We start from the raw sequence: 15,789 nt of genomic DNA, 5'->3' as shown, positions 1-15,789 counted from the left end.
CCCGTTCGGTGGAAGTTTCCGGTCAACCCGTCGGTACGGCATGTCTGGCCGGCTGATCCGCTAAGCTGGCCCCGGTCTCGCCCGGTGGCGCACCCCTCCGCGCCGGCGTGACCACGCCGACTCGCCCGGTTGGAGGCGAGCCGGGCCCAGGTGAGGGGAGTCCGCGGTTGCGGCGGGAGCGTCCCGCTGTCCCGCACCCGTCAGCTGGCCCGGGCGGCGGCTGACGGAGGGGCTTGCATGACAGGATCCAGACGTCCGCGATTACCGCTCGCCGTGGCGTTGCTCGTCGCCGTCGGCGCGCTGGCCACGACGGCGGTCCGGCCCGGTGCGGCCTCGGCCGCGCTCGACCCGACCACCGCCCCGGCGGGAGACGAGGGCGGCACCCCGCTGCTCCGCGACGTGTTGGAGGCGACCGGTCGGAGCTACGTGCAGGCCCGCACCGCGCTGGTTAACGCACGGGCCCGGCAGGCGAGACTCGCGGACGAGATGCGCCGGATCGAGGCGCGGATCGCGGAGCTGGCTCCCGAGGTCGAGGAGGTCGCCCGGAACGCGTACCGTACCGGCCGGATCGGCCCGGTACTGGTGCTGCTGGGCAGCACGTCGGCCGAGGATTTCCTGGAGCGCGCCCGGGGCCTGGAGACCATGGCGCTGCGGGACAACGACCGGCTCCGCCGGCTCAACGAGGCCAGGCAGCGGGTCGCCCGGGCGAAGCGGGCCCTCGACGCCGAGGTTGCCGAGGAACGGCGACAGCTCGCGGTGATGCTACGGCAGAAGCAGGCGGCCGAGCGGGCGCTGGCGCTGGTCGGCGGTGTCTCGACCAAGGGATTCGTCGCCGCCAGCTCTCCGGTCGCCCGGCCGGCGCCGCGCAACGCCGATGGCTCGTGGCCGCGGCAGACGTGCAGCCGGCCCGACCCGACGACCAGCGGATGCGTCACCCCGCGCACCCTGCACGCGTACACCGAGGCCCGCCGGGCCGGCTTCACCCGCTTCACCTCGTGCTACCGACCGGGCGGCCCGTACGAGCACCCCAAGGGGCGGGCCTGCGACTTCTCGGCGCAGCGGCACGGCTTCGGCGGGGACGCCAGCGGCTCCGACCGGCTGTACGGCAACAACCTCGCCGCCTTCTTCGTCCGCAACGCCGACCGGCTGGGTGTGCTCTACGTGATCTGGTACCGGCAGATCTGGTTTCCGGCCACCGGGTGGCGGTCGTACGGCGACGCGCACGGCGACCCGTCCAGCGACCACACCAACCACGTCCACCTGTCGCTGCTGTAGACCGGCCACGGACACCCACCCGACGACACGGACCCACCCGGCGGCAGCGACCCACCCCCGGGCGGCACGGGCCGCCCCGCGACGACGGCCCGCCGCGCGACTACGGCTCGCGCTCGGTGGGGGTCCGGCGAATCGGGGCGCGCCCGGCGGGCTGCTCCGGCCGCGGCCCGGGCGGCTTCGGCGTCGGGATCGGCAGGGTCACCGGGTTCTCACCGGTCACCCGGACCAACTCGCCGTGGTGGGTCAGCTCCATCGCGGCGCCGGGGTGACCGCCCCGCAGCGCGTACGTCGCCTCGCGCTGCCGCACGTCCACCCGCAGGTACACGTCACGCCAGCGCAGCGAGAACTCCAGCCGGTTGATCCGGCTCGGCAGCCGGGGCTTGAAGCAGAGGACCTCGGTGTGGTCGCGCAGCCCGCCGAAGCCGGCGACCAGGGCGATCCAGGCCCCGGCCAGCGACGCCACGTGCACGCCGTCCCGGGTGTTCTGGTTGAGGTCGTGCAGGTCCATCAGGGCCGCCTCGCCCAGGTAGTCGTAGGCCAGCTCGAGGTGGCCGACCTCGGCCGCCAGTACCGCCTGGGTGCAGGCCGACAGCGACGAGTCCCGGACGCTACGCCGCTCGTAGTAGGCGAAGTTGTTCGCCTTCTGCTCGTCGGTGAACGCATCGCCCCGCCAGTGCATCGCCAGCACCAGGTCGGCCTGCTTCACCACCTGCTTCCGGTACAGGTCGAAGTACGGATAGTTGAGCAGCAGCGGATACTGCTCCGGCGGGGTGCCGACGAAGTCCCACTCCTGGAACCGGGTGAAGCCCTCCACCTGCGGGTGGACCTTCAGCTCGTCGTCCCACGGGATGTACATGTCCCGGGCGGCGTCCCGCCAGGCCGCGGTCTCCTCGTCGTCGACGCCGAGTCGCCAGGCCTCCTCGCCGTGGCGGCGGGCGGCGTCGGCGGCGACCAGCAGGTTCCGCTGCGCCATCAGGTTGGTGTAGACGTTGTCGTTCTTCACCGCCGTGTACTCGTCGGGGCCGGTGACCCCGTCGATGTGGAACCTGCCGTGCCGGTCGTGGTGCCCCAGCGACCGCCACAGCCGAGCGGTCTCCACCAGCAGTTCCAGCCCCACCTCACGCTCGAACTGCTCGTCGCCGGTGGCGAGGACGTACCGACGGACCGCGTCGGCGATGTCGGCGGCGATGTGGAACCCGGCGGTGCCGGCCGGCCAGTACGCGGAGGTCTCCTGCCCCCGGATGGTCCGCCACGGGAAGGCGGCGCCGCGCAGCCCGAGCGTTCTGGCCCGCTCCTGCGCGAGGTGCAGTGTGGAGTGTCGCCAGCGCAGCGCGGACGCGACCGCCGACGGCAGGGTGTACGTCAGCACCGGCAGCACGAAGGTCTCGGTGTCCCAGAAGGCGTGACCGTCGTACCCCGGTCCGGTCAGGCCCTTCGCCGCGATCGGCCGTAGCTCGGCCCGGGCACCCGCCTGGAGCACGTGGAAGAGGCCGAACCGGACCGCCTGCTGGACCTCCGGGTCCCCCTCCACCCGCACGTCCGAGTCGGCCCAGAAGGTGTCGAGGTAGTCGCGCTGTTCGGCGCAGAGCCCTTCCCACCCGGAGAAGCGGGCCCCGGCGATCGCCGCACCGACCTGGTCACGCAGGGCCGGCCGGGAGCGGCGGCTGGACCAGCCGTAGGCGATGTACTTGACGATCCGGAGCCGCTCGCCCGGGCGAAGCACGCAGGTGATGGTGGTGCGGGCCCAGTCCTCGAACGCCTCGGTGCCGACCAGCTTCCGCTCCGGCCCGTACACCTCGTGGCTCATCTGGGCGGCGAGCCGCAACCCGCTCGCCTTGGTGCGGTGGATCAGCAGGGCGCCGTCGCCGTGCACGAGCCGCTCCTCGGCCTGCAACGGCGACTCCAGCACCGCCGCCACCCGGGGGTCCCGGCTCTGTGCCGGCAGTTGCTCGTTGGCGACCAGCTCGGACTGCACGATCAGCCGCATCGGCCCGTCGACCGGCTCGACCCGGTACTCGATGGCGGCGACCGAGCGCTGGGTGAACGACACCAGCCGCGTGCTACAGATCCGGACGGTACGGCCGGCCGGGGACCGCCACTCGACGGAGCGTCGGAGGGTACCGGCCCGCAGGTCGAGGACGCGCTCGTGGTCGATCAGTTCGCCGTAGCGGACGTCGAACGGCTCGTCGTCGACGAGCAGCCGGATCGGCTTGCCGTTGGTGACGTTGACGATGGTCTGGCCGGACTCGGGGAAGCCGTACCCCGCTTCGGCGTACGGCAGCGGGCGCAGCTCGTAGAAGGAGTTGAGGTACGTCCCGGGCAGCCCGTGCGGCTCGCCCTCGTCGAGGTTGCCGCGCAGACCGATGTGGCCGTTGGAGAGGGCGAAGACCGACTCCGACTGGGCGAGGATGTCGAGGTCGAGCCGGATCTCCCGGATGTGCCACGGCTCGACGGGGTAGGCGCGCTCCCGGATCACCGACCCACCCCCGCGTGCACCGGTCCGCGCCGGCCGCCGGGCCCCAGGCCGACCCCGTCTCCGTGGGCCGCACGCCGGCGACCGCCCGTCACACCGATCCCGTGCGCGCTCACCGGGCCGCTCCGGTCACACCGTTGGTGGTGGCGTCGGGGGCACCCGGCGCGGGCTGGTCGAGCAGTTCGGTCAGGTCCCGGACGACGGTGTCGGCGCCGTGCCGGCGCAGCTCGTCGGCCTGGCCGACCCGGTCCACCCCGACCACGAAGCCGAAGCCGCCGGCCCGGCCCGCCGCCACCCCGGCCTGGGCGTCCTCGAAGACCGCGGCCTGCTCCGGCGCGACCCCGAGCAGCTCGGCGCCGGCGAGGAAGGTGTCCGGGTGCGGCTTGCCGCGCAGCCCCCGCTCGCGGGCGAGCACCCCGTCCACCCGCGCCTCGATCAGCGGCGCCAGCCCGGCCGCCACGACCACGTCGCCGGCGTTCGCGCTGGCCGAGACGACCCCCCGCCGCAACCCGGCGGCCCGCGCCGCCTCCAGGTAGGCGACCGATCCCTGGTACGCCTGCACGCCGTCCTCGTGGATCCGGCGGAGCAGGATGGCGTTCTTGCGGTTGCCGATGCCGTGGACCGTCTCGGCGGTCGGCGGGTCGTCCGGCTCGCCCTCGGGGAGCGTGATGTGCCGGGAGGCGAGGAAGGTCCGCACCCCGTCGGCCCGGGGACGGCCGTCGACGTACCGGTTGTAGTCCTCGCCCGGGTCGTACGGCCGGAATGGCTCGCCGGTGGCCTCCGCCCGCGCCCGCAGGTAGGCGTTGAACGTCTCCGCCCAGGCGGCGTTGTGCACCCGGGCGGTCTGGGTCAGTACGCCGTCCAGGTCGAAGAGGCAGGCGGTCACGTGAACGGGTAGGCCCAGCACGTCTTCCAACCTAATCCGGGTGCCCGCGGTCGGCACGACTTCCGACCGCGCGGTGCGGAAGGCCCCGGTCTCGGCGCGTCCGGGCCGGACGTGCCCGTTCCTCCTTCTGCGGTAGGCCGAAGGCCGATCGCGCGTATTCGACCAGCTTCACCAGCGCCGGTCCCGGGTTGGTGCCCCAGACCAGGGCCAGCAGCGCCGGGTCCTCGACGTCGTCGATCCGCAGGCTCCGCAGCCGCTCACCGTGGCCCCGCGCCATGGACTCGCTGAGGATCCCCACTCCGAGGCCCCGGGCGGCGAGGTCGGCCACCGCCTCCCCCGCACTGGCCTGGAGCGCGATCGACGGCGCGAGTCGGGCGGCGGCGCAGGCGCGGTCGAGCACGGTCCGGATGCCGGTGCCCGGCGGCAGACAGACCAGCGGGTACGCGGCGAGGTCGGCCAGGGTGACGCTCGGCAGCGCGCCGAGCGGATGGTCCGGCGGGACGAGGGCGACGAGCCGCTCGCTGACGATGGTCAGCGCCTCGAGCCCGGCGGGGGTGGCGTCGGCGGTGCCGACCAGGGCGAGGTCGAGTGCGCCGGAGCGGACCCCGGCGATGAGCCGGTCGGAGTTCTCCTCCTGCAGGGTCAGCTCGACGCCGGGATGCGCGCGGTGAAAGTCGGCGAGGGCCGCGAAGAACGGGGCGACGGTGCAGCCGATGACCATGCCGACGGTCAGCTCTCCCCGGAGGACGCCGGCCACCTCGCCGACGGCCTGCCGGACGGCCGCGACCCCGGCGAGGACGGCCCGGGCGGGTTCCAGCGCGGCCCGACCCGCGGCGGTGAGGGTGGCGGTCCGGGTGGAGCGGTCGATCAGGGTGGCGCCGAGTTCGCGTTCGAGCTGCCGGATCTGGGCACTGACCCCGGACTGGCTGATCCGGACCCGCTCGGCGGCCCGGGTGAAGTTGGCCTCCTCCGCGACCGCGACGAAGTACTCGAGCTGGCGCAGTTCCATAAGCATGGATTCTAGATCTCATCTGAACTAGCTGTTGGACTTCTGCTCATCGCTGCCGGACGCTGGAGGTGACCGGAGACGGCAACTCATGAGGAGGAAACGATGCCCGCGCGCGCCGCGGCGATGCAGCCCGAGGAGATGACCCGACTCTTCGTCGAACGTTCCAACGCCGGTGACGCCGAGGGGGTCGCCGCGCTCTACGAGGAGAACGCGGTGCTGGCGTACCCGCCGGGGAGCGTGACCGTCGGGCGGGCGGCGATCCAGGCGCTCTGGGAGCGGGTGCTGGCGAACCGTCCGCACTTCGAGCCGGAGGAGCCGCTTCCCACCCTGGTCAGCGGCGACCTCGCCCTCACCTCGACCATCCGGCGAGACGGTGCGGGCATCCGGACCCAGGTACTCCGTCGCCAGCCAGACGGCTCCTGGCTACGCGTCCTCGACCGGCCGGAATTCAACATGTAAGGAAGGGCCCCCTCCTATACCAAAAGCGATAAGAGGGGGCCCTTCCTTACATGTCAGCCGTGGGTGTGGCCCGTCGGGGGCCCGCCCGGCCGCTGGCCCGGCTCCACCACCACGAACTGGCCCATCATCCCCTGGTCCTCGTGGTAGAGCAGATGGCAGTGGTACATGTACGGCATGTTCGGGTCGGCGTAGTCGGCGAACCGGGCGATGATCCGGATCTCCTGCTTCGCCTCCAGGAGGATGGTGTCCTTCCAGCCGCGCAACTCCGGCGGTGGTTCTCGCCCGGCGATCGACAGGATCTGGAACTGCGCATCGTGGACGTGGAAGCTGTGCGGCGTACCGTCCTCCTTGGTGATCTCCCAGATCTCGGTGGTGTCCCGGGTGACCGCGAAGTCGAGCTGCCCGGGGTCCATCCGCCTGCCGTTGATGTGGTGCCCGGCGAGGTGGAACGTCCGGGCCTGGGCGGCCGACGCCGGGTCGAGCCGCTCCACCGGGACGAGGCGGGCGGGCACCTCGGGTGCCGGCTGGAGGGTTTCGGCGGCCCGGAGTTCGAGGACGTCGAACGCGTCGTCGCCGCCCGTGATCCGCCGGCTGACGAAGTCCATGTCCCGGCCGGGCGGATAGCTGCGCAGCACCGTTCGCTCACCGGGGCGCACCGTCACCACGATCTCGGCGCGCTCGCCCGGGGAGAGCTGGATCCGGGGGGTCTGGTACGGCACCTCCAGCAGCCCACCGTCGGTGCCGATCAGGGCGAAGTCCCGGTTGTCGGCGAATCCGAAGTCGTACGTCCGGGCGGTGGAGCCGTTGAGCAGCCGCAGCCGGACCCGTTCCGTGCGGACGTCGAGGTACGGCCCGACGGTACCGTTGACCAGCAGGGTGTCGCCGAGGATGCCGATCCCGCCGAGGAGCCCGCGTCCGTGGTCGAACTGCCCGTCGGAGTCGAAGTTCCGGTCCTGCACGATCAGCGGAATGTCGTCCACCCCGTACCGCCGGGGCAGTGCGAGCCCGGCCGAGGCGTCGTCGTCCAGGATGAACATCCCGGCCAGTCCCCGGTAGACGTGCTGCTCGGTCTGCCCGTGCAGGTGGGGGTGGTACCAGAGGGTGGCCGCCGGCTGGTCGACCCGCCAGTGCGGTGACCAGGTGGCGCCGGGACGGATCATCTGGTGCGGCCCACCGTCCATCGCGGCCGGGAGATGCATGCCGTGCCAGTGCACGGTGGTCGGCTCTCCGACGCCGTTGACGACGTTGACCACGACCTCCTCGCCGCGCTTCGCCCGCAGTGTCGGCCCCAGGTAGTCGCCGTTGTAGCCCCAGGTGAGGGTCGACCCACCCTGGCCGAAGTCGCGGTGGCCGGACTGGGCGCGCAGGTCGAAGACCCGGCGGCCGCGCGCGTCGATCCGGGACTCGGCCAGCGGCGGGATGGCGAGCCGGTTGACGAAGCTGACCTCGCCGGTCGTGTCGACGACGTACCTGGTCCAGGTCCAGGTGGCGAGCCCGGTGCCGACACCGCAGAGCAGCAGGACTCCCGAGAGCACTCCGACCAGCGCTGTCACCCATCGCCGTGCACCCGTGCCGGCCATTCACACCCTCCCATAGCAGTGATCGCTACATGTAGGGTGTCTTCCTATCTGGGCGGGTGTCGAGGTGCGCAAGGCAAGATCAGGGTCGGTTCAGGGAACCCCGTACGCCGCTGGGGTCCGTCCCGGACCACCCCGGGGGAGCGGGGAACGCCGAGGCCGACACGCCGGTGGCCGGGCTCGTCGCCGAGCCCGAGGCGCGCCGGGAGGACGGGGCTCGCCAGCAGTCCGGAACAGGACCCGGCAGCCCGAAGCGGACTTCAGCAGCCCGAAGCAGGCCCCGACGGCCCGAAGCGAACCCCGGCAGCCTGGAGTGGGGCTCACCGGCGGCCCGGAGGCGCCGAGCGGCGGACCAGGCGGCGCCGAGCGGCGGATCAGGCGGTGGCAAGCGGCGGACCAGGCGGCGCCGAGCAGCGGATCAGGCGGTGGCAAGCGGCTTCAGCGTCCAGAGCACGGTCATCTCGGTGGTCACGGCTCCGTCCTCGGTGCCGATCTCGACTCGTACCGGGAACTCCGGCCGGGTGCCGGCGTCGAGCTCGGCCACCACCGACTCGGCCGGCCGGTCGAGTCGGGCCGTCGCCCGCACCGTCCCCAGCGCCAGCCGGCGATAGTCGATCTCGGCGCGTACGGCGAGCGGCACGGCACGCGCGAAGAGCTGACCGAACGCGGCCAGGACCACCGCCCCGGAGGCGGTCTCGCCGAGGGTGAACAGGGCACCGGCGTGCGGACCACCGACGTGGTTACGGGTCGCCGCCGAGTCCGGCAGCCGGACGACGACCCGGGGGCCGCCCGCCTCGTCCACGGTCACCTCGACGAACTCGATACCGAGGGTCTGGGCGAAGGGCACCGAGCCGAGCATCTCGGCCGCGAGCCGTCGTACGTCGCGGGACATGGCCGCACCTTACCCGTGGGTAACTTGCCGGCGCCAGTCTCTGCGCGGCGCCGCCCGTACCCGCCGTGTCATCGCGCCCGGCGGTCACCCGCGTCGTCCGTGTCGCGCCGCCCGCCGCGCCGAGTCCGCCCTGCTCGGGCCCGGCCGGTTCGGGCATCGCGCGACGTCGCCGTCGGCCGGTGTCACCGCCAGCCGACGTCGATCCGGTCGCCGCGCTCGTCGAAGAAGTGCACGGCATCCATCCGTACCGAGACCGCCATCGAGTGACCGGGCGAGACCGCCGGGTACGGCGCCAGCCGCACCGCCAGCTCGGCGGGACGGCGGTGGTGCCGGCCCGGGTCGTTCAGTACGCTCTCCCGCGCCCCCTGCGCACCAGGTGTCACCGGCGCGGGCACCGCGGCGCTCGCCCGGCCGGTCAGCCGCTGTATCACCCGGCTGAGCCGGCGGATCCCTCGCCCCGTGCCGACGGGCCGCTCGCCGGGCATCGGCCCGCCGAGATCGTCGACGACGATCGCGGTCGCGCCGATGTCGAGAAACGCCAGCGACTCGTGTCCGTGGTGTTCCAGGTAGCGGATCCGCCCCTGTAACACGGCCCCCGGAGTGTCGGGCGCCACCGGGGTCAGCGCCTCGGCCCGCATCCCGACCACGATCCGCTCGCCGTGGTAGTGGGCCACCGCCCGGGCCCGGAGGTCGTCCCAGGGCAGGTGGAGCGCCTGCTCGCCGAGATTGAGCGTGACGTACCGGTCGAGGTGGACGTAAACCGTCGCCTCCAGCAGGTTCATCCGCGGACTGCCGAGAAACGCGGCGACGTAGAGGGTCGCCGGCCGACCGTACACCTGGGTCGGCGTGCCGACGTCCTGGAGTACGCCCTTGCGCATGATCGCCACCCGATCGGCCATGGTCAGCGCCTCGGCCTGGTCGTGGGTGACGTAGATGGTGCTCACCCCCAGCTCCCGGACCAGCCCGGAGATCTCCGCCCGCAACTCGGCCCGCAGTCCGCTGTCGAGATTGGACAGCGGTTCGTCCATCAGGAAGAGGCCGGGACGGCGAACGATGGCGCGGCCCATCGCGACTCGCTGGCGCTGGCCGCCGGAGAGTTGACTCGGCTTGCGTCCGAGCACGTCGCCGATGCCGAGCGCGTTCGCCACGTCCGCCACCCGCTCGTTGCGCGCCCGCTCCTCCACTCCGGAGAGCCGGAGTGGAAAGGCGATGTTGTTCCCGACGGACATGTGTGGATAGAGCGCGAAGTCCTGGAAAACCATGGCGACGCCGCGATCCCGGGGCGGCAGGTCGTTGGCGAGTTCCCCGTTCAGCAACACCGCCCCGCTGGTCGGGTCCTCCAGACCGGCGACCATCCGCAGCACAGTGGACTTTCCGCATCCGGAGGGGCCGAGCAACACCATGAACTCGCCGTCGTTGACGTCGAGACTGACGTTGTCCACCGCCACTGTCCCATCCGGGAAAACCTTCGTGACGTCCTTGAGCGCGACGGCTGTCACCGTCACCTCCCCGCAGCGTGATGGCCGACCCCGGAATGACTGTGACGAGGATCATGGCACAAGCCCATCGGGTAAACGTGCCATGTTCACGTTGTGACGTTGTGATTACCGAAATGGTCGTGGAAGTTTCATTCGGGTCAACGCCCCCCATCGGCGGTGGAAAGGCGGACCAGCCGCACTCCGCCCGGTCCGGTCACGACCCGGGTCGCATATCCGTCGAGCCACGGATAGCCGGTGACCGGTTCCAGTACCCAGTCCACCCCGTAACGCACGAACAGTTCCATGCGGCGGGCGGATTCGGTTCCGGGATCGAGCAGGGCGGCCTCGTCGGCCCGACGCCGCGCCTCGTCGGGCAGCATCGGACCGGGCCACGGCGGAGCGACCGCGCGGATCTCGTACGTCAGCAGGTCGCGGCCCACCGCCGGGTCGGCGGCCAGCAGCACCGCGCCGGGAGGGACGTGCCGGGCCACCCAGGCGTGGTCGGGCAGGCTGCTGGTCCCGAAAGTCGCCCGGCGTTCCGAGGTGAGATGGTCCCGGGGCAGCACCAGCAGCAGGTTGCCGGACTGGAGGACGAACCCGACCAGCACCGCGGCGGCGGCTCCGGCCGCCCAGACCCCGGTCACCGCGGTCCGGACCGCCCGGGCCCCGCCGCTGCGCCCGGCCCGCACCGCCCGGACAAGCTCGACCGCCGCCGCCACCTGGAGGCCCAGCAGCACCACCGGCCAGAGCCGGCCCAGGCCGTATGCCCCGGTCAGCCCACCGGCCAGCACCGGTGCCCCGGCCAGGCCGACGAGCAGCGCCAGCGGGTCGAGGCGGTCCCGCCACAGACGTACGGCCAGCGCCGGCAGCCCCACCACGAACGCGAAGCCGTACCGGGCCAGCGGGTCGAGGTAGAGCGGACGGTGGATGGCGTCGTAGTCCCGAGCCGCGCCGATCAGGTCGGTGACCCGGAAGTACGGCCAGGTCAGCACGACGGCCAGCGCCACGCCCACGCCGAGCGCGGCGCCCCGCGGGTCGGCCCGGGTCGGCCGACGGATCCGGGGCACGGCCAGCGCGAGCGCACCGAGCGCGGCGCCGAGCGCGGTGAACGGGTGGACCAGAACGAGCACCCCGCCGAGGAGACCGACCAGCGTCCAGCGCCGGGGCGTGGGGGCCGCCAGCGCCCGGGCCAGAGCCGCCCAGCCGATCAGCAGCAGCGCCAGCCCGAGGGTGCCCGGGTACGGCAGGATCAGCACCAGTCCGCGCAGGGTCGGAAAGCCGCTCCAGCGCAGGGCGTCGGTCCCCCAGAGCAGCGGCACGAAGACCAGGGACAGCACCGGAGCCCACCGGTCGGCACTGAACAGCGCCACGAAGCGGCGCAGTCCGTAGAGCAGCAGCGCCAGGTTGACCGGGGCGGCGGCGCTGAGCACGATCGCGGCCGGGACGCCGGTCAGCCGCACCACCAGCGCGAGCAGCACCGTGTACGGGGTGCTGTACGGCCCGCCCACGGTCGACTCGACCATCGGGTTCGCCGGATCGAGCAGGTTGTCGCGGAGCCGTCCGACCGCGGCGACGTGCAGCCCGAAGTCGGCACCCCACGGCCGGCGGAGGCTCAGCGCGACCGCCCCGAGCACCGCCAGCGCGGCGAACCCCAGGTACGGCGACGGCCGCCAGCCGGTCCCGGGCCGGCCGGCGGCGCTCCGGTCCGCCCGGCCGGCGAGGACCGGTGCCGGACGGTCAGCTCCGGTGGTGTTCGGCGACCCGGTCGCCATCCGATCCCCTCCGGGCTTCCTCCGTCACCGCGCCGGGTCCGGTGCCGACCTCGCCCATGCCGCCGGGTCCGGTGCCGACCTCGAACACGGCGCCGGGAGCAACGCCGGCCTGGTCCGCGCCGGTGAGCGCGGCGCCGATGCGGTCCGCACGGTGGGGCGCGGCGCCGGCCTGGTCTCCACCGTCGGGGGCGGTGCCGAACTCGGGGTGCCGGGGCAGGCCGGACCACTGCGTGCCGCCGCCTCGGAGGAAGTACTCCAGCCCCGGATCCCAGGTGTGTCCGGCGTGCCGCCGGTGATAGACGTACCCGAGGGGATGGGTACGGTAGACGAGCCCACCGGCCCGACGGACCCGGTCGATCAGGCCGCGGTCGACCGAGCGGGGTACCGGGCGCCAGCCACCCAGCTCTTCCAGGTCACCCCGGCTGATCAGCATGGTGCCGCCGGCAACGGCGGTGGTGTAGCTCTCCGGGGCGCCGGCGTCCCGCCGTACGGTGGTGTTCAGGGCCGCCAGGTGCACGAACTCGGCCGCCTTGCCGACCAGCGTCGCGCCGGAGTGGTACCGGGCGAGGACGAGGTCCCAGACGTGCTCCGGGCCATACGTGTCGTCATCGTCCACCTTGGTGACCAGGCTTCCCCGGGCCCGGGCGGTCGCCGTGCCCAGCGCGGCGCCGAAGCTCTGCGCGGCCGGCACCTCGTGGATCTGCACCGGGCGGGTGCAGCCGGCCAGCCGGGACCGCAACTCGGGGGTCGACGCCACCCCGTGCAGGCAGAGGACGATCTCCAGGGTCGGGTAGCTCTGCGCCTCGATGGCGGCGACCGCCGCGACGACGTGCGACAGCCGCCGGGTGACCAGGAGCACGGAGACCGACGGCAGCGTGGGTACCCCGGGAAAGGCCGGCGCGGCCAGCGCGGCCAGCCGAAACGCCCGGCCGTGTCCGCGGAGCACGGCCCGGCGCTGGCGTACCGCGCGGACCTCCCGGTCCAGCGGTGTGGCGTACCGGCCGGGCGGCTCGCTGGTGACCAGCGCGACGACCTCGTCGACCAGGTACGCCCGACAGGCCGGCGGCAGCTCCGGCGCGTACACCGGGAGGCCGGCCGCGATCAGGTGCAGCAGCAGCGTCACCTCCCGCGCCGGCTGCCGTCCGGGCACCAGCCGGCACTCGACCGAGCCGATCCCGGCCAGCGCCGCCTGCTCCTCCTCGGTCAGCCAGGGCCGCTCCAGCGTCCCGGTACGGTCCACCCCGCCGGGGCCGAGGATCCGCCAGTCCGGCTCCCCCGGCCCGGTGGCGAAGCGCAGCTCTGCCCGGGGCGTGTCCGGGCCGAACGGCCCGTACCGGCCGGCCGGCACGGCGTGCTCGACGTCGATCAACACCGGTGTGGTACGAGGCAGGGCCCGGGCCACCGCCACGGCGCCGGCCCGGTCGACGGCGAGGAGCGCCCGGTACGGCTCCTCGCCCGGAGCGGCCGGAGCCGCTGGTACCGGGTCGGTCGCGAGTGGCGACGGGTCGGCCGCGAACACCGGCTCGGCCCCGTCCGGGCGGAGCACCACGTCGTGGGGGCGGATGTCGGCGTCGCCGGGCAGCTCGCCGGCGACGGCGGCCTGGTTCGGCCCCGCGCCCAGCCAGTCGGGGAGGACGTCCTGGGCGGTCACGTCCGGGCTGGCCGGGGCGGGAAGCGGCCGTACCGGGGTGAGCAGTGGCAGCACGGCGGCGAGGACCGAACGGAGCGGGACCGACCACCGCAGGTCCAGGCCGATCCGGACCTGACCCTGGTCTCGCCGTGGCAGCCGGATCCGGTGCGCCAGCAGGTGTGGCACCGGTCCCAGCCGCCCGGACCAGCCACGCTGCGGGATCCGCCACTCGTCGACGACGATGTCGATCCGGCGTACCCGGGCCAGGGTGACCGGGTGGTCGAGCAGGTGTCGCAGCCAGCGCACCGACTCGGCGGCCACGACCATCCGACCGACGAAGACCCGATGCCACGGCCCGGCCGGACCGCGCCCCCCACCGGGCACCTCGGTCAGCCCGGAGCCCAGCGTGCCGACCGGCCACCGTCGCCGCCGTCGCCGGGCCGGGTCGCCGGCCACCACCCGCCAGCGGAGGTACTTCTCCGGGTTGTCCCTGGTCGGCAAGCCGACTCCCTCATCGACCGGTAACAGAGGCTCAACCTACGTGTAGCTATCGTGAGGCAACTTGTCGTGGTCGACACGCTGACCACGCTCGACAATGTCCGGCACGCGGCGGCGAATTATCAGCTCTCAGCAATCAGACAACTACACTGTGGCGCGTGCTCTCCCCCCGTCGGGCCGCTGCCCCGACCCGCGCCCCGGTCCGGGTCTTCCGCAACGACTGGAGCGCGCTCGACCCCCCGCCACTGGCGAACTGGCGGCCGAGCCGGTCGGTCTCGCTGGTCATCCCGGCCCACAACTGCCAACCGACCCTCGACCTGGTCCTGGCCGCCCTGCGCCACCAGACGTACCCGTCGGAGCTGTTCGAGGTGCTGGTGGTCGACGACGGCAGTGACCCACCGATCCGGCTGCCCGAGCTGCGGCCCACCCACTGCCGTCTCGTCCGGGTGGCCGACCACGCCGCCGGCTGGGGTCGCGCCACCGCGCTCCACGTGGGCGCCACCGTCAGCGACGGCGAGATCCTGCACTGGCTCGACGCGGACATGGTCGTCTTCCCGGAGCACGTCGCGGCCCAGGTCCGCTGGCACCATGTCAGCGACGAGGTGGTGACCCTCGGCTACAAGCGCTTCGTCGACCACGGCTGGACCATCACCCCGGAGGAGGTCGCGGAGCGCTGCGCCGCCGGAACGCTCGACCGGCTGTTCCCGCTCGCCGAGACCGCGCCGCACGAGTACGTCGAACGCCTGATCAACGACACCGACCACCTGCGCGGCGGCGACCACCTGAACTTCCGGGCCCACGTCGGCGCCACCGCGGCCCTCGCCCGCGCCCTGTACGAGGAGGCCGGCGGCCTCAACCCCGAGCTACGGCTCGGCGAGGACACCGAGTTCGGGTACCGGCTGGCCCAGGTCGGCGCGGTCTTCGTGCCCGAGCCGCGGGCGCGGAGCTGGCACCTCGGCCCCTCACACATGATGACCCGGGGTGACGCGCTACGCCGGTACAACCGCCCCTTCCTGGCCGACCTGATGCCCCAGCCCCGCTACCTGCGGCCGGCCGCAAACCGGATCTTCGCGGTGCCGCTGGTCGTGGCGGTGGTCCACGCGGACGGCCCCTACGAGCTGGTCCGTACCTGCGTGGACCGGCTGCTCGCCAGCGACCTGACCGACCTGCGGGTGGTCCTGGTCGCGAACTGGGCCGAACTCTCCGACGACCGGCGGTCGATCCTCGCCGATCCCCTGCTGGAGCGGCGCCTGCTCGCGGCGGCGTACCGGTCGGACCCCCGGGTGGCGCTGGCACCGTCCGCGCCGGACACCGCCTTTCCCGCCCCGTACCTGCTGGAACTCGCCCCGCACCACGGGGTCGACGCCGACACCGTACGGCGGCTGGTGGCGATCGCCGACGAGTGGCAGGCCGGGCTGGTCCGGGTCCTGCCGGCCGGGGCCACCACGCCGGAGGACGCGGTCTCGCTCTGGCGCACCGCCGCGCTGAGCCGGGCCCGCCGGGTACGCCGGCCGGACGAGCCGCTTGACCAGGTGGTCGCCGAGGTCGCCGGCCGGCGCTGGGTCAGCGGCGACGACCTCGGGGTGCTCGATCTGCGCACGCTTCCGGCGGAGCAGTGGACCTCGCCGCGCCCTCGGCTGGTGGTCCGGGCGGACCGGCGCGCCCGTCGGGACGCGCTGGCCGGGGTCGAGACGATCCCGGTGGGCGGGATCCGCTCCCTGGCCCACGCCACCCGGTTCGTCGCCCACCGGTACGCCGGGCTCGCCGCCGACCGGCTCCGGCAGCGCGTCCGGCCGCGGCGTCGGTCGACGGGCTGACGTCGTACACACGTTCCATCCAC

General features: G+C 73.5%; 11 protein-coding genes. 3 read left to right on the top strand and 8 right to left on the bottom strand.

The genetic code is table 11. The annotated features are described in order from the left end of the window. Window positions 1–237: 237 nt before the first annotated feature. On the top strand, window positions 238–1,275 hold the full coding sequence (locus EF879_RS04125) for a hypothetical protein (protein ID WP_123554733.1): 1,038 nt from the start codon (window positions 238–240) through the stop codon (window positions 1,273–1,275). 100 nt (window positions 1,276–1,375) lie between these two features. Here the strand turns inward: EF879_RS04125 and EF879_RS04120 are convergent, their stop codons facing one another. The 3 genes from EF879_RS04120 to EF879_RS04110 form a co-directional block, all read right to left on the bottom strand. Further along, window positions 1,376–3,751 carry a glycoside hydrolase family 65 protein gene (locus EF879_RS04120; protein ID WP_123554731.1) on the bottom strand — a complete coding sequence of 792 codons (2,376 nt, stop codon included), beginning with the start codon at window positions 3,749–3,751 and terminating at the stop codon, window positions 1,376–1,378. 109 nt (window positions 3,752–3,860) lie between these two features. Then, a complete protein-coding gene (locus EF879_RS04115) occupies window positions 3,861–4,655 on the bottom strand; it encodes a beta-phosphoglucomutase family hydrolase (RefSeq protein ID WP_123554729.1) in 795 nt (264 codons plus the stop codon). 10 nt (window positions 4,656–4,665) lie between these two features. Next, a complete protein-coding gene (locus tag EF879_RS04110; RefSeq protein WP_123554728.1) occupies window positions 4,666–5,643 on the bottom strand; it encodes a LysR family transcriptional regulator in 978 nt (325 codons plus the stop codon). A 123-nt stretch (window positions 5,644–5,766) separates the two neighbouring features. Between EF879_RS04110 and EF879_RS04105 the strand changes: the two genes are divergently transcribed. Continuing rightward, the gene (locus EF879_RS04105; protein ID WP_123555385.1) at window positions 5,767–6,102 is read left to right on the top strand and encodes a nuclear transport factor 2 family protein; all 336 of its coding nucleotides are present in this window, start codon (window positions 5,767–5,769) and stop codon (window positions 6,100–6,102) included. Between the two features lie 53 nt (window positions 6,103–6,155). On the opposite strand, the gene EF879_RS04100 is transcribed toward EF879_RS04105, so the two are convergent. The 5 genes from EF879_RS04100 to EF879_RS04080 all read right to left on the bottom strand — a co-directional run bounded on the left by EF879_RS04100 (window position 6,156) and on the right by EF879_RS04080 (window position 13,952). Beyond that, on the bottom strand, window positions 6,156–7,655 hold the full coding sequence (locus tag EF879_RS04100) for a multicopper oxidase family protein (RefSeq protein WP_233604203.1): 1,500 nt from the start codon (window positions 7,653–7,655) through the stop codon (window positions 6,156–6,158). A 442-nt stretch (window positions 7,656–8,097) separates the two neighbouring features. Continuing rightward, window positions 8,098–8,571, bottom strand: coding sequence for a DUF4442 domain-containing protein (locus EF879_RS04095; RefSeq protein ID WP_123554724.1), 474 nt, complete (start codon window positions 8,569–8,571; stop codon window positions 8,098–8,100). Window positions 8,572–8,753: 182 nt separating this feature from the next. Further along, entirely contained in the window at window positions 8,754–10,070 is a 1,317-nt protein-coding gene (locus tag EF879_RS04090) for an ABC transporter ATP-binding protein (RefSeq protein ID WP_123555383.1), read from the bottom strand. A 137-nt stretch (window positions 10,071–10,207) separates the two neighbouring features. Further along, window positions 10,208–11,821, bottom strand: a complete 1,614-nt coding sequence (locus EF879_RS04085; protein ID WP_123554722.1) for a hypothetical protein — start codon at window positions 11,819–11,821, stop codon at window positions 10,208–10,210. Further along, window positions 11,787–13,952 (bottom strand): glycosyltransferase, encoded by a 2,166-nt coding sequence (locus EF879_RS04080; RefSeq protein WP_123554720.1) that lies wholly within the window; start codon window positions 13,950–13,952, stop codon window positions 11,787–11,789. Before EF879_RS04080 ends, EF879_RS04085 begins: the two co-directional genes overlap by 35 nt. A gap of 155 nt (window positions 13,953–14,107) precedes the next feature. On the opposite strand from EF879_RS04080, the gene EF879_RS04075 reads away from it, so the two are divergent. Beyond that, window positions 14,108–15,766, top strand: coding sequence for a glycosyltransferase family 2 protein (locus tag EF879_RS04075; protein ID WP_123554719.1), 1,659 nt, complete (start codon window positions 14,108–14,110; stop codon window positions 15,764–15,766). Window positions 15,767–15,789 lie beyond the last annotated feature (23 nt).

This window comes from Micromonospora sp. HM5-17 (assembly GCF_003762835.1).
GTDB lineage: Bacteria > Actinomycetota > Actinomycetes > Mycobacteriales > Micromonosporaceae > Plantactinospora.
The sequence above is the reverse complement of the archived record's forward strand: the minus strand, read 5'-3'. Positions and strand labels throughout refer to the sequence as shown.

What these genes read in the sequence shown, in the direction of transcription:
- EF879_RS04125 (WP_123554733.1), top strand. Translation starts at nt 238, where the DNA reads ATGACAGGATCCAGACGTCCGCGATTACCGCTCGCCGTGGCGTTGCTC.
- EF879_RS04110 (WP_123554728.1), bottom strand. Translation starts at nt 5,643, where the DNA reads ATGGAACTGCGCCAGCTCGAGTACTTCGTCGCGGTCGCGGAGGAGGCC.
- EF879_RS04105 (WP_123555385.1), top strand. Translation starts at nt 5,767, where the DNA reads ATGCAGCCCGAGGAGATGACCCGACTCTTCGTCGAACGTTCCAACGCC.
- EF879_RS04095 (WP_123554724.1), bottom strand. Translation starts at nt 8,571, where the DNA reads ATGTCCCGCGACGTACGACGGCTCGCGGCCGAGATGCTCGGCTCGGTG.
- EF879_RS04085 (WP_123554722.1), bottom strand. Translation starts at nt 11,821, where the DNA reads ATGGCGACCGGGTCGCCGAACACCACCGGAGCTGACCGTCCGGCACCG.